Source organism: Streptomyces sp. NBC_01306 (assembly GCF_026340465.1).
Classification (GTDB): domain Bacteria; phylum Actinomycetota; class Actinomycetes; order Streptomycetales; family Streptomycetaceae; genus Streptomyces.
The window spans coordinates 158,511-176,398 of record NZ_JAPEPC010000001.1 but is presented as its reverse complement, the minus strand read 5'-3'; the positions used below and the strand labels follow the sequence as shown (position 1 = coordinate 176,398).

Sequence of the window (17,888 nt, the reverse complement as noted above, 5' to 3'; positions counted from 1 at the left end):
CCCATGACCGAGCCGCTGCTGCGGATCGACGATCTCCATGTCGACATAGCGTCCCGCAATCGCACCGTCCACGCCCTCGACGGCGTCAGCCTGGACCTCGCCCCCGGCGAGGCCCTCGGAGTGGTCGGCGAGTCCGGCTGCGGCAAGACGATGACCGCGCTGAGCGTCCTCGGGCTGCTGCCGCCCGGCGGCGCCGTCGCGTCGGGCCGTGTCCTCTTCGACGGACACGATCTCGCGTCGGCCGGTGAACCCGTGCTGCGCGACGTCCGCGGAAACACCATCGGGATGGTCTTCCAGGACCCGCTGACCTCCCTCAACCCCACCATGACCATCGGCGCACAGGTCGCCGAACCTCTCCTGCTGCACCGCCCCATCAGCAAGCAGGAGGCCTGGGCGCGGGCCGAGGAGATGCTCGGCCTGGTCGGTATGCCGCAGCCGTCGGAGCGGATGAAGGCGTATCCGCACCAGCTGTCGGGCGGTATGCGCCAGCGCGTCGCCATCGCCATGGCGCTCGTCTGCGAGCCGAAGCTCCTCATCGCCGACGAGCCCACCACCGCACTCGACGTCACCACCCAGCACCAGATCCTGGAGCTCATCGACGGGCTGCGCTCCCGCCTCGGCATGGCGATGATCCTGGTCACCCACGACCTCGGCGTCATCGCCAACCGGGTCGACAGGGTCGCCGTGATGTACGCGGGCAAGGTCGCCGAGACCTCCGGCGTACGGGACCTGTTCGCCCGCCCCAGGCACCGCTACACCCAGGCGCTCTTCGCCGCGCTCCCCGAGAAGGCCGTTGAGGGCGAGACCGAACTGCGCACCATCCCCGGTCTGCCGCCGAACCTCGCCACCGCCCAGCAGGGCTGCCGGTTCGCCGCCCGCTGCGCGTTCGCCACCGACGTGTGCCGTACCGACGAGCCGCAGCTGACCGAGGGCGACCACCGGTTCGCCTGCTTCCACCCCGTACCGGAGGAGGGCGAGCCGAATCTCGGAGAGGCGCTCGCCCAGGAGCGGCAGACCGAAGCCGTCGTCGTCCCGGACGGTGCGACCCTCCTCGAAGTCACCGACCTCCGCAAGGACTTCCCGCTCACCGGCGGCCCGTTCTCACGCAAGCGCGGCACGGTCAGCGCCGTCGGCGGTGTCTCACTGACGGTGCGCAAGGGCGAGACCTTCGGCATGGTCGGCGAGTCCGGCTGCGGCAAGACCACCATCGGCCGCATGATCGCCGGTCTTGAGGACCCCACGGCGGGATCGATCCTCTTCGAGGGCCAGGACCTGGCCACCATGGACCGGGGGCAGCGCCGCGCCCACCGCCGCCGGATCCAGCTGATGTTCCAGGACTCGGCCGCGGCCATGGACCCGCGGATGCGGATCGGCACCATTCTGCGTGAACCGCTCGTCATCCAGGGCGTCGGCGACCGGGCGGAGCAGGACCGGATCGTCGCCGAACTCCTCGACGCGGTCGGGCTGCCGCGCGGCGCCGTCGACCGCTACCCGCACGAGTTCTCCGGCGGCCAGCGCCAGCGCCTCGGGCTGGCCCGCGCGCTGACGCTCTCCCCGGACCTGATCGTCGCCGACGAGCCGGTCTCCGCGCTCGACGTCTCCGTACAGGCGCAGATCCTCAACCTGATGCGCGAACTGCAGCGTGACCGCGGACTGACGTACCTCTTCATCTCGCACGACCTGGCGGTGGTCCGCTATCTGGCCGACACGGTCGGGGTGATGTACCTCGGCAAGCTGGTCGAGTCCGGCCCGGCCGAGGAGGTGTACGCGAACCCCCTCCACCCGTACACCCGCGGTCTCCTGGACACCGTCAACGTCCCGGACCCGGAGACGGCGGGCTCCGGCCGCGCCCCGCTCGGCGGCGAGACGCCCTCCGCGGCGAACCCGCCGTCCGGCTGCCGGTTCCGCACCCGCTGTCCCATCGCGAAGGACATCTGCGCCGAGACCGAACCGCCGGCGAGCACCCCGGCGGGCGCTGACCACCAGGTGGCCTGCCACTTCCCGCTGGTACGGGAGCCCGCCACCCGGCCGTCCTGAGCCGGCCGGCGGGCGACCGGCCCGGAGCAGTGCGTCAGGGTGACGCCACTGCCTCGCGCAGCGCCCGCCGGCAGAGCGCGTCGGCGCGCCGGGTGGACTCCGGCAGCCGGTAGCCGGGGGAGAGCCGCAGTGTGTGGGCGCAGGCGTTGCCGATGGAGACCCGGTGGCCCACGGACACGAAGACCGGCTTGACCCCGTCCTGGGTACGCAGCGCCCGGCCCACCTCCTCACCGTCATCGGCCAGCAGCGGCGCCTCCGCACCGCGCCGGACGCCCGGCTGCTCGTACGAGAAGGCGAAGGGGTTCTTCGCCACACCGATCACCGGCAGGCCGGTCAGCACCCCCAGATGACTGGCGAGGCCGAACCGCCGCGGGTGCGCCAGCCCGTACCCGTCACAGACGACAAGACCGGGTTCGGTGGAGAGCGCTTCGAGAGCCGCCAGTACGGTCGGGATCTCCCGGAACGCGAGCAGTCCGGGTACGTACGGGAACGTCACCCGGCCCACCGCGGTGGCCTCGTCCACCACCGCCAGCGTCGCGGCGTCGAGCACCACAGCGGCGGCGGCGACCACGTCCCGCTCGTCGTCGTACGCCACATCGACACCGGTGATCAGTCCGGTGCCCGGGGCGGGACCCGGCTCGTCCAGCACCACCCGGGTGCGTAGTTCGTCCTGGACCGCGCGGGCTGCCGTCTCATCGGCGGGTGTCTCCATGGGCCTCACCCTATGAGGGCGGCCGAGCGCCGGAGTGTGCGGCGGTGACCTGCGGCTTCACCCGAATGGACCAACCCGGGTGCGGGCGGGCCGTACGGGGCGGGGAGAGTGGGGGTACGTACGTCCGCCACCGGGACCGCTCCGGCTGCCCCGCGGGCGGCCGTCGCCGCTGATCCGCTGCCACAGATCTGGAGACATGCGATGACCTGCATCAACCGACACGACCTCGGACTGCTCGCCCTGCGGGCCGGTACCGGGGCGGTGCTCGTCGCACACGGTTCGCAGAAGCTGTTCGGCTGGTTCGGCGGCGGCGGGCTCGCGGGGACCGCGGCGGGGATGGAACACATGGGCTTCCTGCCGGGACACCGGAACGCGGTCGCCGCGGGCCTCGGCGAGGCGGGCGGCGGGGCGATGCTGGCGCTGGGCCTCGGCACACCCGTCGCGGGCGCCGCCGTCGCGGGCACCATGGCGGGAGCGGTGGCCGTCCACGCGCCCGCCGGATTCTTCGCCCAGTCGGGCGGCTACGAGTACCCGGCGTTCCTCGGCTTCACCGCGGCCGCCATCGGTGTCGCGGGCGCCGGACGCTACTCCCTCGACCACGCCACCGGCCGCCGCTTCGACCGGCCATGGATGCTCGCCCTGGCCTTCGCCGGAAGCGCGGTCGCGAGCGCCGCGGTGGTCAGCAAGCGGAACAAGGCCCAGGCCGCCAGGGCGAAGGCCGAGGCCGAAGCGGTTCCGGGCGCCGGGGCGTAACAGGGCTGAGCCATCAGCGGGCGGGTGGGGACCGGGAGCCGGTCCCGGTCCCTACCCGCCCGCTGCCGGTCCGGGCGAACTGCGGTACGGATTGCGGCACTTGGAAGCTGTTGTCGTACCGAGGGGTCCGGCCGCAATCAAGGCCGCCGCGTCCGGCCGGACGGCGCAGCGGTCACAGCCAGCCGTTGGCCTCGGCGAGCCGGGCCGCCTCGGCGCGGGTGCGGGCCTGAGTCTTGCCGATCGCCGACGACAGGTGATTGCGCACGGTGCCCTGGGACAGCCGGAGCTCCCTGGCGATGTCGGCCACGGTGCCCCCCTCGGCGGCGGCGCGCAGCACGTCCGCCTCGCGCCCGGTCAGCGGGCTCGCCCCGCCGGCCAGTGCTTCCGCGGCCAGGGCGGGATCCACGAAGCGCAGGCCGGCGTGGACGCGGCGGATCGCATCAACCAGTTGTTCGGGCGGGGAGTCCTTCACGACGTACCCGGACGCGCCCGCGGACATCGCCCGCGAGAGGTAGCCGGGCCGGCTGAAGGTCGTGCAGATGATGGTGCGGCAGCCGGGCAGCGCCTGTTGGAGATCGGCGGTGACGGCCAGGCCGTCCCGGCCGGGCATCTGGACGTCGAGCAGCGCGATGTCGGGCGAGGTCCGCCGCGCGGCGGCCAGCACCTCGGTGCCGGTGCCGACCTCGGCGACCACGTCGATGTCGGGCTCCAGCCGGAGCACGGCCGCAAGAGCGCCGAGTACGAGTGCCTGGTCGTCGGCCAGCAGGACACGGATCATGTGGGCTCGGCTTCCTGCGAGGGTGCGAGGTGGGTCGCCGGGGCCGGTCCGCGGGCGACGACCCGGAACCCGCCGCCGGGGGCAGGCCCGTGTTCGAGGGTGCCCGATACGGCGGCCAGTCTTTCGGTGAGACCGGTGAGACCGTTCCCGGCGCTCGCTTCGCCGGCGGAACTGCCGTTGTCGGTGACCTCGACCCAGTCGGGTCCGATGCGGACCGTGCACAGTTCGGCGTCGGAGTGCCGCAGCACGTTGGTGGCCGCCTCCCGCACGACGTAGCCGAACACCTCGCGCAGCTCGGCGTGTACGGCGTCAGTCGCAGCGGGCAGGTCGGCCCGTACACCGGCGGCACGCAGCGCCATACGGGCGCCGGCGAGCTCGCTGTCCAGCGACAGGGTGCGGTAGTCCGAAATGGTGGCCCGGATGTCGGACAGCGCCGTACGCGCCATGTTCTCCAGCTCGGTGACCTGGCCGACGGCGAGGGCCACATCTCCGGTGGACTCCAGGATGCGCCGCGTCAGCCCCAGTTTGACGGTCATCGTGGAGAGGCTGTGGCCGAGGACGTCGTGCATGTCCCGGGCGACCCGTGCCCGTTCCTCGTTCACGGCCAGTCTCTTGACCTGCTCGCGCGCGGCCCGCAGGTGACCGATCGTGAAGTTGAGCGCGAAGACGGTGCCGAGTGCCGCGGTCACGCCGACGAGGATGGCCACCTGCGCCCAGGCCACCTCGCCCTGGACGAGACGCATCCAGACGATCTGCCCCAGCACCGTGACGAGGCCGAGCAGCAGCGCATGGCGCAGCGGCAGCAGCATGAGTCCGATCGCGAGGGCATAGGTCAGATCGGTCAGGTAGGACGGCGACGCGAGAAGCACCGCGGGTGCCGCCCCGAGCAGGAACATCATGGCCACGATGGCGACGCGTCCCCGGCGCAGCGCCACCGGTCCGTACCAGGGCGCCAGCATGCAGCCGATGCCGTAGCAGGCGACGAGGCCAACGGTGAGCGAGGTGAGCAGGGGAGGCCTGGAGCCGTGCGCGATGTCCTCGGCCCGTGCGATCAAGGTGAGGGAGGCCAGCGCCGTCGCCGTGGCGACGGCCACGCGGCCCCGGGTGCTGCCCGGCTGGTCCTTCCAGAAACCCCAGTCCGGCCACTGGCCGGCGGAGAACTCGTCCGGATCGCGTACACCCACGTCGGTCATGTTACGGCCCGGCTGCGGCAGGGGCGCACAAGCGGCGGCCGGGGGAGGCGACGCATGGATCGAAGTGATGCACGGGTCATGGAGACAAGCATGGCCCGCCCGTGATCGGCGCTCCCGTTCGGGTTGTCACCCGGTCATGCATGACACATGGCATGGGTCCGGCCGGTGCATCGATGGTGCGATGAGGTCATGTTGCACGCGAAGAGGATCCATCTGCCGAGCCAGGAGTACGAGCTCACCGAGGGCGGCCGGGCGCTGACGGCGTTCTCGTTGAGCAGAGGCAGCATCGGCGCGCGGTTCACACTGCGCGGGGCCGGCTACCTCGTCCGCACTCACCGCTTCAGTGGTGTCTACGAACTGCTCGACTCCGACGGGACCGTCGTCGCGACCACGGACCGGGTGCGCCGAAGCTGGAACATGACGTGCTCCGGGCGGGTCATCCCGTTCCGGCAGACCGCGGCGGCAAGCCGTGAGTACACCATGACAGGTGACGACGGCCGGCCCGCCGGCACGATCCGCCACACCGGACACGTCCACTCGGAGACGACCGCCGACCTGCCGGGCGTGGAACTCGTGCTCCAGGTCTTCGCGCTCGTCGTCGTGCTGTTGCGCAGGCGGCGCAAGCGGGCAGCGGCGGCCGTCCGGTCGACCTCCCTCGCGGGCGGCTGACGCCCGGACGGCGTGCCGACACCCTCTCAGGGGCCCTCGCTGCCGCCCCCACTTGTCGGAAGAAGTTCGCTCACATCACTGTTCGGTACACGGTCCTGTTGACTCATCGTGGTCACGAGGGTGGAGGAGATGTGCGCCAGGGCGGGGTCTGCCGGGAGGAAGAACGTTTCGACTCCGGCCAGTTCGTGGTTCATGCGGGCCATCGGCATTTCGTAGTCCAGGTCGGGAACGCCGCGGACTCCGCGGATGACGACGTCGATTCCGGCTCGGTGGCAGTAGTCGACCAGCAGGCCGCCGGTGTGGGAGTCAACCGTGACGTTGCTCAAGTCAGTCGCTGCCGCGCGGAGCCGGACCAGCCGTTCCTCGACGGGGAAGCGGCCGGTTTTGTTCGCATTGAACATCACGCACACGACGACCTCGTCGAACAGGAGGGCAGCGCGCCGGAGTACGTCCTGGTGCCCTTGGGTGACCGGGTCGAAGGATCCTGGGAAGAGGGCTCGCATGACCGGAAAGAGTATCAAGCGGCCACCCCCGGCAGTGCAGTGCCGGAGACCGCGACGCCGGGCGGCTGACCCCGGGGGCGGCCCGGTAGCCCCAGCCGTACGTACGGGCACTGGGCGCCCTATCAAAATCAGCCATGATCGCTCTTCATGTCCGTTGCTCCGCCTGCGCGTTCAGGAATCGGAGGGCCACGGGCCCACCTCCTTCCGGCCTCGTTCGACAGTCCGGGCCTGCGCCGCGAGCACGGAATGGGAACGACGGGAACGGTGCGGTCCGAAGATGGCTGAGGTCCGTCTGATGAACGCTCGGTTGACTCCCATAGTCTTCCGCGCATGGCCAAAATCACGAGTGAGACCACGAACGAGACCGATGACCTGACGGAACTCGACTTCTCTCCGCTCGCGCCGGAAGAAGCCGAAGCCCTTGAAGACCGCGTATATCTGCTGGGTGTTCACGCCGACGGCGTGCGGGCCCTGTAGAAGTTGAGAGTTGGCGCAGCCGGAGGTCCCGACGTGCTCGGCATGTCGGGACCTTCGCATCATCAGCCGCTCGGGAGCGAATTCATCGATCCGGCACTTCTCGGAATGCCGGTGCCTCCGCACGCCGTGCTGCCTCCGGACGCCGACGAGGAGGCCGTGTGCGCTGCTGTCGCGGCGCTCGACCCCGGCCGCAGGTTCGGTGCGGCGGTGGATCCGGTCCTCCTCTCCGCGCATCCGCTGGACCGGCCTGAGGAGCGCCTGTTCCACATCGGACTGACGGAGGCGAACGCGCCCTGGTTCGTGGCCTGTTCCGGGGAACGGTCCGTCCGCGCATGGCGTGCGGAACTGCGCACCCGGCTGGCGGGGGAGCAGCCGGAAACGGCGATCGGTCAGACCGTGGCGGCGGTCCGTGCGCAGGCCGGACCCCGGCGGCGCGAACCGGTCGTGCCCGTCGTGCTCACCGTCATGCCTCAGGGCTCCGGCCCCCGCAGCGGCACCGGCCTGGCGTACTCACGGGACCCGGAGACCGGCGAACCGGGGGTCAGCGGCAGCTACCGGCCGGGAGGGGCCGGGCGGCAACTCCTGACGCGCGGCGGCGAGAGCCTCGCCTCCCTGGTCACGCGGGAACCGTGGGGCGCGGAGCTCGCCGCGGTGGTGGGCGCCGCCGAGGAACGCGTCGGCCGCCCGGTCCGGGTGGAGTTCGTCGTGGACCACGGCCACCCGTACGTCCTCGCTGTACGCCCCGCACGGCTCACCGGCGCGGCCCTGCTGCGTTCCGTCGCCGACGCGGGCCGCGCCGGCCGGCTCAGCGGCCCGGAGGCGCTGGCCCGGGTGGACACAACGACGCTCTCGGACGCCCTGTCGCCTGCCGTCCGGCTCGCCGGGAGCCCGCCCGCGGTCACCGGAATCGGCGTCTCACCCGGCGTGGCCGCCGGAGTGGCCGTGTTCTCCGCAGCCGATGCGGTGGCCCTGCGGGAGAAGGGGCAGGACCCCGTCCTCGTACTGCGTGAATCACGGCCGGAGGATCTTCCGGGGCTCCTCGCGGCCTCGGCCGTCGTGACCGAACGCGGCGGCCGGACCTCCCACGCCGCGGTGGTCGCACGGGGGCTCGGCCGCCCCTGTGTCACGGCGCTCGCGCACTCCGCCGTGGACGCCGGCCGGCGCACCCTGCGCGCCGGCGACGGCCCGGTCATCGCCGACGGCGACCCGGTCACCGTGGACGGCGGCGCCGGCGCCGTCCACCGGGGCCTGCGCACCCCGGCCTCCGGCACCCGGTCCGGCCCGGAGGTCACGGACGCCGCCGCATGGCTGCTGACGCAGGCCGACGCCGTGACCGGACCCGGTCTGCGGGCCAACGCCGACAACGCCGCCGACGCCAGGCGCGGCCGGGAGGCCGGAGCGGCCGGGATCGGTCTGTGCCGTATCGAGCACATGTTTCTCGGCGACCGCCAGCCCCTGCTGGAGCGGGTGCTGCTCGCTGCGCCGGGGCCCGAGTCCAAGGAGGCGCTGCACGCCCTCGGGAGCTGGCTGCGCGAGGAGTTCACCCGGATCCTCGCCGCCATGGACGGGCTGCCCGTCACCGTCCGCCTGCTGGACCCGCCCCGCCATGAATTCCTGCCGGATCTGGCCGAGCTGACCGCGCAGGAGGCCGTCGCCCGAGCCCTTGGCCGGCCGGGCCCCGACCCCGAACGGCTCGCCGTGACACGGGAACTGGGGGAGCGGAACCCGATGCTCGGAGTACGGGGTGTACGTCTGGGACTGCTGATGCCCGACCTCACCGCGACGCAGTTGCGCTCGCTCGTCGCAGCCACCGACGGCCTGCGCCGGGACGGCGCCGACCCCCGGCCCGAGGTTCTGGTGCCGATGGTCAGCACACCCGCTGAGGCCGACGCGGTCAGGCGGATCCTGGACGGAGTACTCGCGGCGGCGGGGCACGCCCCCGACCGCCCCCGGATCCCGCTGGGCGTGATGATCGAGACACCGCGGTCCGCGCTGCTCGCGGGCGAGCTGGCGGCCCGCGCCGACTTCCTCTCTCTCGGCACCAACGATCTGACGTCCCTGGTGTGGGGTCTCTCGCGGGACGATGCCGACCGTGAACTGCTTCCCCGCTACATCGAGTTGGGTATCGTGGACGACTCACCGCTGGAACGCTGGGACGCGAGTGGGGTGGGCGGACTGATCAGCAGCGCGATCACCGCCGCGCGAGCCGTCAAGCCGGAGCTTTCGATCGGTGTCTGCGGCGAGCACGCGAGCGACCCGGCCGCGGTCCGCTTCCTGACCGCGGCAGGCATCGACTATCTGTCCTGCGTTCCGCCGCAGCTGCCGCAGGCCCGCCTCGCGCGTGCCCGCGCGGGGCTCCGGGTCCCGGGCGCACCCGTCCCGGCCGGACCGGACGCACACGACGGAAGGGACGAAGGATGACCGGCTTCGCTGTCGAGGTGGACCGGCTCTCGCGGAGCTTCCGGGCCAAGGACGAGGAGATCCTCGCCTTACGGGACGTCAGCTTCCGTATCGAGCAGGGCCAGATCGTCGGTCTGCTGGGCAGCAACGGCGCGGGCAAGACCACACTCACCAAGATCCTCTCCACGCTTCTGCTGCCCACGTCCGGAACGGCGAAGGTCTTCGGCCTCGACGTCACCACCCACGTGAAAGAGGTGCGCCGCTCCCTGGGGGTGGTGTTCGGCGGGGACCGCGGCCTGTACGGCAAGCTGACCGGCCGGGACAATGTGCGGTTCTTCGCGATGCTGGCCGGGGTCGGACGACGGGGGATGCGCCTGCGGGTCGATGCCGCGCTCCGTGAGGTCGGCCTCGGCGACGCCGCGGACCGGGCCGTCAACACGTACTCGAAAGGCATGCGCCAGCGCCTGCACATCGCCATCGGGATGATCGCCGAACCACGTCTCCTGCTGCTGGACGAGCCCACCGTGGGGCTGGACCCGGTCGAGGCGGAACGGCTCCGGGGCTCCGTCGCCGCCCTGCGGGACACCGGTGTCTCGGTCCTCCTGACCAGCCATTACCTGCTGGACATCGAGCGGCTCGCGGACCGGGTCCTGGTGCTCGCCGACGGCTCTGTCGCGGCTGACCTGCCGACCGCGGAGTTCGCCCGGCTCGCCGACTTCACCGCTACCGTCACGGTGCGCGGCCGCGGCCCCGCTCCCGGCGCCGGGCAGTTCTCGGGCGACACCATCGAGGTCGCGTCCGTGACACACGACGGCGCCATCTGGACGGCCCGGCTGCGGGTGCGGGACTGGGGCCACTCGTCGTTCGGTCAGCTGGGGCAGGCCATGCTGGGCGCGGAGATCCTCGATGTCGACGTCGCGCCGGTCCGGCTGGAGGACGTGTACACGCAGGTCTCGGAGCGGCTCAGGACCGGGGCCGCGCTCAAGGCCGAGGCGGCCGCCGGTGAGTGACATGGGGGCGGCGCCCTGGGCGGTATGGACAGCGCTGCGCACGGAACAGCGCGCGATGCGCGGCAGCCCGCTGGTCATCATCGGGTCGGCCGTCCAGCCCGCCGTCTTCCTCGTGGTCACCATGGGGACCCGGTCCCCGGCGGCAGGCCGCGCCACCTGGCTCGTCTCGGCCGTCATGCTCACCGCCATGTGGAGCTCCACGGTCTGGATGGCGGGAGGTGTGCTGCGCCGCGAACGCACGTACGGGACACTGGCCCGCTGTGTCTCCGGTGTTCACGGGCCGCAACTCGTCCTCCTCGGGAAGAGTTTCGGAGCCACCCTCTACAGCACGGCCGTCATCCTGGTCAGCACGGCCGTCACCGTCGCCGTACTCGGGATACCCGTGCGCGTCGAGCATCCGGTCTGGGTCCTGGTGGCCCTTCTCACCGCCATCGCGTCCGGCACCGCGCTCGGCATGCTCGTGTCCTGTCTGTTCCTCCTCACCGAACACGGGCTCGCCTGGTCCAGTGCCCTGATGTACCCGGTGTTCATCGTGGGCGGCCTGCTGATCCCGCACGACACACTGCCGGTCTGGCTCCAGTGGGTGTCGGCGGGCGTCAGTCTGCGCTGGATCCACGAGTTCCTGTCCGGCGCGGCGTCCGGCACGGTCGACCTGTGGCCCCTGGCCGCCGCGATCGGGCTGACCGTGGTGTACTCCGCCGTCGCGTCCTGGTCGCTCGGCCGGTCCGTGGACCAGGCACGCCGGAAGGGGACCCTTGACCTCGTCTGAGAAACTCGCCCACCGCGCCGCGGAGGGCGCCCCGTCGCCCGCGTCGGCCTGGCTGTGGGCCATGGCGGAGACGGCGCGGCTCGGCTGGAACGAGTACCGGGCCGTCAACCCGCCGGTCATCCTGGTGAGCGCGACGGTGCCCCGGGTGGTTCTGCAGACCATCTTCTTCACCCTCCTCGGCGGTGTGGTGGCGGGCCCGGACCACCGGCGGTACGCGTTCGTCGGCGCGCTCGCCCTCGGCATGGCCACGATGAATGTCGTCGGCGTCGCGAACGTGCCGGTGACGGACAAACAGTCCGCGACGTTCTGGCGGATCCGGACCGGCAGGCTGCATCCCGCGGCCGTCTTCCTGGCGCGCTCGGCGCCGTATCCCGTCGCAGGGCTCGCCGTCCTGGTCGTCAATCTGGCGCTGGTGGCCCCGATCGCGGGCCTGACAAGCCTCGGCCTCGATCTCCTTCCGCTCCTCGGGCTGTACGCGCTGATGTCCTGCACGCTGACCGCCTGTGGTCTGGTGGCGGGCAGCCTCGCCATCGGCAGACGGGCGGAAGTCCTCTCCAACAACCTCCTCGCCTACCTGATCATCCTGTGCAGCGGCGCCTTCCTGCCGAACGGGCGGCTGCCGTGGATCGACGCGGTCGGCAGCGTACTGCCGTTGCACCACGGCCTCATCGCGCTGCGTGCGGCCCTGGACGGCGCCCCCTGGGAGGGACAGGCCCTCATGGAGGCCGCGGTGGGCGCGGCCTGGGCCGTCGCCGCGGCAGTGGTGACCACGGTCCAGATCCGCCGGGCGCACCGGCAGGGGCACGACGACTTCGAATAGGCGTGGCCTGGCGGTGCCGATGCCCTGTGCCCTGTGCCCTGTGCTCGGTCAGGAAGTGGGTTCCGGATCAGGAAGCGACGATATCCACGGTGTGCAGCCGGACCGGTGCGGTGGACGCGGCGACCGCGGCGGCGACGTGGCGCGAGGCCGGATCGCGGACCTCGCCGAACTGTGTGTACAGACCGTTGAGATGGGGAGCGGCGGCCAGCGTGATGAAGAACTGTGAACCCGTGCTGTCCTTGCCCGAGTTGGCCATGGCGAGCAGGAACGGCCGGTCGAAGACGGCGGTTTCCCACACCTCTTCCGGGATCCGGTAGCCGGGGCCGCCCTGTCCCGTACCGCTGCGGTCACCTCCCTGGACGAGGAATCCGGGGAGCCGGCGGTGGAAGTCCGTACCGTCGTAGAAGCCACCGGCGCCCCGCTCCCCGGACAGCGGGTCGGTCCAGTCGCGGGTGCCCCGCGCGAGCCCCACGAAGTTGTCGACCGTGTACGGGGCGAGCCGCGGCCACAACCGCACTTCGATGTCCCCCAGTCCGGTACGGAGCGAAGCCCGCGCCTCCTGGTAGCGGTGGAGAGTGAGGGGGAAGGGGCGCCGGAACACCGGGCGCCGGGTGTGCACCGGCTCCCGCGGGCCGGGTGCCCGGTCGGGCGCCGTCGCACTGATCTCCAGAGAGCTTCCGCTGCCGATGGCTCCGGGCTCGCCGTCGCGGACGGTCAGCGCCGTGTACGAGGCCGGTGGGGTGCGGTCCGCGGGGCCGTCGGCAGGAGCGCCGACGGTCGGGGTGGAGCCGTCGGCCGGAACGCTGCCGGTCCGGGGGATGCCGTCGGCCGGGGTGGTGCCGTCGCTCCGGGTGCCGTCCGCGGGCCGGCTTTCGGGCCCGCCGAGCCACGTCGTGTCGTACCCCTGCGCGGCCTGCCTCCGGTACCGGTCCCAGCGCCCCCGTACCTCCGGAGACGCGTGCTCGGCCAGTGTGTCCACGTCACCGGCCGCCTGTGCGTCGAGCACGGTGAGGACGTGGTCGGTGTCGCAGTACTTGTCGAAGAGGGAGCCGTTGTTGTGCTCCAGCGTGAAGCACTGGTCGACGAAGACGGAGAGCGGCAGTTCACGGCGGGTGTAGCGGCGCAGCATCCCGGCGACCGGCGCCCAGGCCTCACCGCCGTACTCAGCGCCCGGTCCTGCGAACGCCCGGCAGGCGAGATCCAGGGCGCGCGCCTGACCCAGTGCGCTGCGGGTCCGGGGCCAGGCGACCCGGCTGTCGCCGGTTGTCACATCCCGCAGGAAGGCGGCGAGGGGAGCGGGTACGGTGCCGGGCCGTACCCGTTCGTAGTGGCCGAGTTCGGCCCCGATGATGAGATCGAGCTGACCTGCGAACTCCTGGCCGAGCTGCGGCAGCCACTCGGCCAGCCGCCGTGCCGCGGACCGGTCGCCCGCCGCGGACAGCCACTCCATCAGATAGAAGTCGGCGGCCAGCGCCGAGGCGTCCACATGGTCGATGTACCAGCGTGGGCTGTGCCGGGAGATCTCGCCGGCCATGGCCGACAGGGCGTCCGAGCGGTCGGCGAGCCCGGTCAGGAAGCGGGTCCAGTGCCGCTCGGCCACGGCGTGCAGCCGGGGGTAGCGCCAGGCCGTGCCGAGTACGTCGACACAGTCCCGGTGCCGCGGGTCCCCGGCCCGGATGAGATGGCCGGCGGTCATCTCGACGAGGATCTTCGTCAGAACGGCCCGCAGCCTGCGCTTGTACGGCGTGGCCCCGGGAAGCCGGGCGGCGACCTCCCTGGAGAGGTGCCGGGGGCCGGAGGGGAAGGACTTGAGGAGCGCCCAGCCGAGCAGGGTCAGTACCCCGTCGGCGAGGGTGGTCCCGGTGAAGCGGCGGCAGTCGATGTAGGCAGCGGCGAGGTCGCCCCCTTCCGTGAGGAAACCCGACGCGGGCGGATGGGGGGCGAGCGGGACGAGATACAGCGGCAGGGTGAACGGCGCCTCGTCCGGCGCCGGTACGCCGAGCGCCTCCCGCAGCGGGCCGTCCGTCCGGGGAAGGTCCAGCAGCCGGTCCAGGCCCTCCACGGCCCGGTCGCGTCCCGGGGCCAGGGCCGCCAGCGCCTCCCGCAGCACGGGCTCTGCCCCGGTGAGGGCGTCGGCGATCTTCCGTGTGCCGTCGCGGAGTCCGGCGCCCTCCACGTGATCGGTCAGCTCCCGGGGGCCGCCGGCGGTGGCGATCCACCGGGGCAGGGTCTCCAGGCCCTCCCGGCGCCAGGCCCGGATGCCGTCCCGGAACTGTACGATCCCGGGCTCCACCGGCCGCGGCAGAATGCTGTACTCCCAGGCGAAGCGCCCCATCAACTCCCGCTGGAGCGCCAGAAACGCGTCGAGCCCGGCGCTGTGTTCGTGGACGACCGTGGTGCCCGCCGCGGCGCCGCGCGCTGCCCCGTCTGCTGCTCCGTCCACTGCGCCGTCGACTGCTCCGTCCACTCCGCGTACAAGTCCGCTGCTGGTCAAAGCGCCTCCACAAGCCGTGCTGCGACGAGCCGTTCGATGATCACCGCGCACCGGTCCGGTGTGAGTCCGGCGTACGCGGGGTGGGCCTCCCGGAGCTTCTGCGCCCGGCCGGTCACCGTGCTGGGCGGCGCGCCGTCGCACAGCGCCCAGACCAGCGCCACATCGGGGTTGAGCCGGACCCGGCGCAGCGCGGGCAGGGCGAGGACGACTCCGCCGCTGTGGGCGCGGGGACTGAATCCCGGGGCGCGGCGCAGCAGGCCCGGCACTTGCTGGGAGCCGACCGGGGCCGTAGAACCCGGCTCGGACCGGTCGGACACGCCGGGCCGGTCGGACACGCCGGGCCAGCAGGGCCAGTGCTCCAGCGGTATCCCGTGCCAGCCCAGCGTGGCCACCGCGCTCAGACAGCCCTGGGTGAAGCCGGCGATCGAGGACAGGCCACCCGCCGGGGTACCGGAACCGCCACCGCCACCGGCACCGGTGCCGTCCGCGAGCGGGTCGTACCGCAGCAGATACCGGAAACCCTCGTAAGGGAAACCGCTCGGCGCCGCCCGCCGCAGCTGGTGCCACACCCACTTGCGTCCGGTGTAGAAGTCACCGCACGCGGCGGCGACGGCCTTCCCGGCGAGCAGCAGCGCGGTACGTGCGGCCATCAGCCCGGCGTCCGGGTCACCGTTGGCCACCAGCCCGGCCACGTCCTCCAGTTCGTAGTGGACGGCGGTCAACCAGTGCGTGATCAGCGCACGCCGCAGCGGCAGCGGCGCGGCGCGGAGCCGCTCCCGCAGCGGGGCCAGCGCCCCGTCGTCGGTGATGACCTCGCCGCTCCACAACCGCACCGCGAGGTCCAGGTCCCGCTGCGCGACCACCGTGCTTCCGTCACCCGGGAAGGCAGCCCCGGCCACCCGCCCGACCGCCGCGTCGAGGTCGGCGACGGAGAGCTCCTGCACATCGAAACGACTGCGGTCCAGCACCAGTTGCCGGCGCGCCGGGGCCAGCCCGGCACCCACCAGATACACGTCGATGTCACTGGTGTGGTTGCCCAGACCCGCCGTGACGCTGCCCGCGATGAACGAGGAGCCGACGGTGGCGGGCGCGGCGAGCTGCCGGGCGACCCGGCGGGCGAGCGGCAGCAACGGATGCTCGCCCGGGTCCCCGCTCCGTCCGAGCGGTCCGGCCGTGGTGGGCTCGGCGTGCTGCCGGGGTGTCACCATCCGGGATTTTCGGGCAGCGCGAGCGAGAGGTACTTCCCTTCGTCGCTCACCATGACCCGCGAGCGGCAGCACCGGTCGAGGAACGCGGCGACCTCTTCGGTGCTCAGCGCCGGTCCGGAACGCGCCAGCGTCTCCCGGACGCGGGCCGCGCTCCGCGGCGCGTCCCCGCACGCTTCGTAGGCGTCGGCGTGCCAGTCCTGGAGAGTCGCGCGGCGGGGTGGCCCCGACCGGCTGTCGATGAGGACCAGCTTTCCCGGCAGACGCTGGTAGATCAGCCGGGGACGTCCCTCGGCCCACCGTTTCCGCCACTGTGCGGCCGCGTCCGAGAGCTCCTGGAAAGCCCGGTCCGAGCCGATGTCCGCCGCCGTGTAGTCGAAGAAGTAGGCGATCTTCGAGTGGTCCAGATGGGCGGGGTAGATGTGCCGGTAACTGCTGCGGGGCCGCGCGTCGGCAAGGGGCGACGCGTCGTCGGTGAAGTACGGGCTGAAGCGTTCGAGCCAGATACGGCCCGCACCGCCGGGGGGTTCCAGATGGTGGAGCAACGGCATGAGTTCGGCCTGCCGGCGGTAGTCGTCATCGGTCTCGCCGGGGAATCCGGTCAGCAGGTTCCAGGCCACGCCGATGCCGTAGTAGCCGGCCCATTTGAGCAGCCGGATGTTGAGCAGTTTGCTGGAACCCTTGCGCATGAGGTCGAGCACCGCGCTGCTGAGGCTCTCGATGCCGGGCTGGATCCGCATGATCCCCGCGCTGCGCAGGCCCGCCAGCTGCTCCCGGGTGAGGTTCGCCTTGACCTCGAAGAAGATGTGCACGTCCCAGTGGCGCGCGGCCAGTTCTGGCACGAGCGACGAGATGTACTTCATGTCGAGGATGTTGTCGACCGCTTCGACATGGACAGCCGGATAGTCCCGCAGCAGCCCGGCCAGTTCGTCGAGGGCCCGCTCGGCGCTCTTCGCGCGGTACCCCATGCCCAGCGCGTTGAGCCCGCAGAAGGTGCAGTGGTGCTTCTCTCCCCACCAGCAGCCACGGGAGAACTCGATGGGGAGTTTGACCGGGGTCCTTCCCAGCACTCTCTCGCGGTCGTGCCGCCCGATCGCCTCGAAGTAGTCGCGGTAGTCGGGGTGCGGCAGCCCGTCGAGTGCGCTGAGCCGCGGTGAGTCGGACACCGGAGGCGGAGCGCCGCGGGACTGTGTGTGGACACCGGGAATCGTCAGCGGCGCCCCGTCGACTGTGGCTGCTCCGTCGACAGTGGAGGTGCTGTAGGCCGTGGCTGTTCCGTCGGCTATGGAGGCGAGCAGCCTGGGCAGGGCGATGTCCCCCTCACCGGTCACCACATGATCGAGCCACGGCAGTCCGCGCAGATACTCGGTGCCCATCTCACCGTCGAAGTTGGCGCCCCCGTAGACGAGCACCAGGCTGGGGAACCGTTCCTTGAGGAGCCTGCCGAGCGCCAGCGACGCCGTGTTCTGCAGGAAGGTCGAGGAGAAGCCGACGACGTCGTACGAGCCCCAGTCGATGCCTTCGACGGATTCGGCCAGCCAGCCGGGGAGGACGTCACGCCGTAATGCGACAAGTTCCTCCATGCCTCCACCGGAGAGCCCCGACCAGGTGGCCTCGATCTCCGGATACTCGGCGAAGTACTCCGATTCGCGGGTCACTTCACCGAATGCGGCAAAGGAGAAGAGCCATTCACCGAGCAGATGCAGACGCTCGGCGTGTACGTCGGAAAGTCCGTCGTACAGATCATGGCCGAGAAGAGCGGCGAGTTCGACGTTCAGATAGTGCACATCGCAGGTGTGACCGTGCTCGCGCACGATGGACTGCAGGAGGCCACACTGGATCGACGGGGCGTCGACTCGCGCCCAGGGCATGTTGACCAGCGCCACTCTGAGGCTCCGGGACGGGGCAGGAGCCGACCCGTGATCATTTCCGGCTTCGGTCCTAAGGAGGGGTAAGGGCTGGCGCATTCCGGCGGTCTTCCTCCTGGCTCTTGGCGAACTGGCTCTGGATGACGCGGCGTTGGCCCGATGTTACGCCGTAGGACTGCTGCGCGGGCGGCGTCAGGGGC

Annotated in this window: 15 protein-coding genes; 8 read left to right on the top strand and 7 right to left on the bottom strand. The window is 71.8% G+C overall.

From position 1 onward, the window contains the following. Positions 1 to 3 precede the first annotated feature (3 nt). Positions 4 to 2,037, top strand: a complete 2,034-nt coding sequence (locus OG385_RS00755) for an ABC transporter ATP-binding protein (RefSeq protein WP_266850833.1) — start codon at positions 4 to 6, stop codon at positions 2,035 to 2,037. 34 nt (positions 2,038 to 2,071) lie between these two features. Here OG385_RS00755 and OG385_RS00750 read toward each other — a convergent pair whose 3' ends face one another. After that, on the bottom strand, positions 2,072 to 2,749 hold the full coding sequence (locus tag OG385_RS00750) for an endonuclease V (protein WP_266850831.1): 678 nt from the start codon (positions 2,747 to 2,749) through the stop codon (positions 2,072 to 2,074). A 201-nt stretch (positions 2,750 to 2,950) separates the two neighbouring features. On the opposite strand from OG385_RS00750, the gene OG385_RS00745 reads away from it, so the two are divergent. Next, a complete protein-coding gene (locus tag OG385_RS00745) occupies positions 2,951 to 3,502 on the top strand; it encodes a DoxX family protein (RefSeq protein WP_266850829.1) in 552 nt (183 codons plus the stop codon). A 172-nt stretch (positions 3,503 to 3,674) separates the two neighbouring features. Here the strand turns inward: OG385_RS00745 and OG385_RS00740 are convergent, their stop codons facing one another. Beyond that, on the bottom strand, positions 3,675 to 4,280 hold the full coding sequence (locus OG385_RS00740; protein ID WP_266850828.1) for a response regulator transcription factor: 606 nt from the start codon (positions 4,278 to 4,280) through the stop codon (positions 3,675 to 3,677). Further along, complete coding sequence (locus OG385_RS00735; protein ID WP_266850826.1) at positions 4,277 to 5,473, bottom strand: sensor histidine kinase; 1,197 nt, start codon at positions 5,471 to 5,473, stop codon at positions 4,277 to 4,279. The genes OG385_RS00740 and OG385_RS00735 overlap by 4 nt, the downstream gene beginning before the upstream one ends. 189 nt (positions 5,474 to 5,662) lie before the next feature. Here OG385_RS00735 and OG385_RS00730 point away from each other — a divergent pair, with 189 nt between their 5' ends. After that, the gene (locus tag OG385_RS00730) at positions 5,663 to 6,142 is read left to right on the top strand and encodes a hypothetical protein (RefSeq protein WP_266850824.1); all 480 of its coding nucleotides are present in this window, start codon (positions 5,663 to 5,665) and stop codon (positions 6,140 to 6,142) included. A 26-nt stretch (positions 6,143 to 6,168) separates the two neighbouring features. Here the strand turns inward: OG385_RS00730 and coaD are convergent, their stop codons facing one another. Then, the gene (gene coaD, locus OG385_RS00725; protein ID WP_266850822.1) at positions 6,169 to 6,645 is read right to left on the bottom strand and encodes a pantetheine-phosphate adenylyltransferase; all 477 of its coding nucleotides are present in this window, start codon (positions 6,643 to 6,645) and stop codon (positions 6,169 to 6,171) included. A gap of 330 nt (positions 6,646 to 6,975) precedes the next feature. On the opposite strand from coaD, the gene OG385_RS00720 reads away from it, so the two are divergent. The 5 genes from OG385_RS00720 to OG385_RS00700 all read left to right on the top strand — a co-directional run bounded on the left by OG385_RS00720 (position 6,976) and on the right by OG385_RS00700 (position 12,121). Beyond that, the gene (locus OG385_RS00720) at positions 6,976 to 7,122 is read left to right on the top strand and encodes a hypothetical protein (protein WP_266850820.1); all 147 of its coding nucleotides are present in this window, start codon (positions 6,976 to 6,978) and stop codon (positions 7,120 to 7,122) included. Positions 7,123 to 7,227: 105 nt separating this feature from the next. Next, positions 7,228 to 9,543, top strand: coding sequence for a putative PEP-binding protein (locus OG385_RS00715; protein WP_266850818.1), 2,316 nt, complete (start codon positions 7,228 to 7,230; stop codon positions 9,541 to 9,543). Next, on the top strand, positions 9,540 to 10,532 hold the full coding sequence (locus OG385_RS00710; RefSeq protein ID WP_266850816.1) for an ABC transporter ATP-binding protein: 993 nt from the start codon (positions 9,540 to 9,542) through the stop codon (positions 10,530 to 10,532). Before OG385_RS00715 ends, OG385_RS00710 begins: the two co-directional genes overlap by 4 nt. Position 10,533: 1 nt before the next feature. Further along, positions 10,534 to 11,301, top strand: a complete 768-nt coding sequence (locus OG385_RS00705) for an ABC transporter permease (protein ID WP_266860535.1) — start codon at positions 10,534 to 10,536, stop codon at positions 11,299 to 11,301. Beyond that, positions 11,288 to 12,121, top strand: coding sequence for an ABC transporter permease (locus OG385_RS00700; protein WP_266850815.1), 834 nt, complete (start codon positions 11,288 to 11,290; stop codon positions 12,119 to 12,121). The genes OG385_RS00705 and OG385_RS00700 overlap by 14 nt, the downstream gene beginning before the upstream one ends. Before the next feature lie 67 nt (positions 12,122 to 12,188). Here the strand turns inward: OG385_RS00700 and OG385_RS00695 are convergent, their stop codons facing one another. The 3 genes from OG385_RS00695 to OG385_RS00685 are packed head-to-tail and all read right to left on the bottom strand — an operon-like array spanning position 12,189 to position 17,787. Continuing rightward, on the bottom strand, positions 12,189 to 14,615 hold the full coding sequence (locus tag OG385_RS00695) for a peptidylprolyl isomerase (protein WP_266850813.1): 2,427 nt from the start codon (positions 14,613 to 14,615) through the stop codon (positions 12,189 to 12,191). After that, entirely contained in the window at positions 14,612 to 15,823 is a 1,212-nt protein-coding gene (locus tag OG385_RS00690; protein ID WP_266850811.1) for a hypothetical protein, read from the bottom strand. The genes OG385_RS00695 and OG385_RS00690 overlap by 4 nt, the downstream gene beginning before the upstream one ends. After that, positions 15,817 to 17,787, bottom strand: coding sequence for a RiPP maturation radical SAM C-methyltransferase (locus OG385_RS00685; RefSeq protein WP_266850809.1), 1,971 nt, complete (start codon positions 17,785 to 17,787; stop codon positions 15,817 to 15,819). Before OG385_RS00685 ends, OG385_RS00690 begins: the two co-directional genes overlap by 7 nt. Between the last annotated feature and the right edge of the window lie 101 nt (positions 17,788 to 17,888).

Coding starts and splice junctions, on each gene's coding strand:
- OG385_RS00740 (WP_266850828.1), bottom strand. CDS start 4,280: ATGATCCGTGTCCTGCTGGCCGACGACCAGGCACTCGTACTCGGCGCT.
- OG385_RS00750 (WP_266850831.1), bottom strand. CDS start 2,749: ATGGAGACACCCGCCGATGAGACGGCAGCCCGCGCGGTCCAGGACGAA.
- OG385_RS00705 (WP_266860535.1), top strand. CDS start 10,534: ATGGGGGCGGCGCCCTGGGCGGTATGGACAGCGCTGCGCACGGAACAG.
- OG385_RS00710 (WP_266850816.1), top strand. CDS start 9,540: ATGACCGGCTTCGCTGTCGAGGTGGACCGGCTCTCGCGGAGCTTCCGG.
- coaD (WP_266850822.1), bottom strand. CDS start 6,645: ATGCGAGCCCTCTTCCCAGGATCCTTCGACCCGGTCACCCAAGGGCAC.
- OG385_RS00730 (WP_266850824.1), top strand. CDS start 5,663: ATGTTGCACGCGAAGAGGATCCATCTGCCGAGCCAGGAGTACGAGCTC.
- OG385_RS00715 (WP_266850818.1), top strand. CDS start 7,228: ATGCCGGTGCCTCCGCACGCCGTGCTGCCTCCGGACGCCGACGAGGAG.
- OG385_RS00735 (WP_266850826.1), bottom strand. CDS start 5,473: ATGACCGACGTGGGTGTACGCGATCCGGACGAGTTCTCCGCCGGCCAG.
- OG385_RS00690 (WP_266850811.1), bottom strand. CDS start 15,823: ATGGTGACACCCCGGCAGCACGCCGAGCCCACCACGGCCGGACCGCTC.
- OG385_RS00745 (WP_266850829.1), top strand. CDS start 2,951: ATGACCTGCATCAACCGACACGACCTCGGACTGCTCGCCCTGCGGGCC.
- OG385_RS00685 (WP_266850809.1), bottom strand. CDS start 17,787: ATGCGCCAGCCCTTACCCCTCCTTAGGACCGAAGCCGGAAATGATCAC.
- OG385_RS00720 (WP_266850820.1), top strand. CDS start 6,976: ATGGCCAAAATCACGAGTGAGACCACGAACGAGACCGATGACCTGACG.
- OG385_RS00755 (WP_266850833.1), top strand. CDS start 4: ATGACCGAGCCGCTGCTGCGGATCGACGATCTCCATGTCGACATAGCG.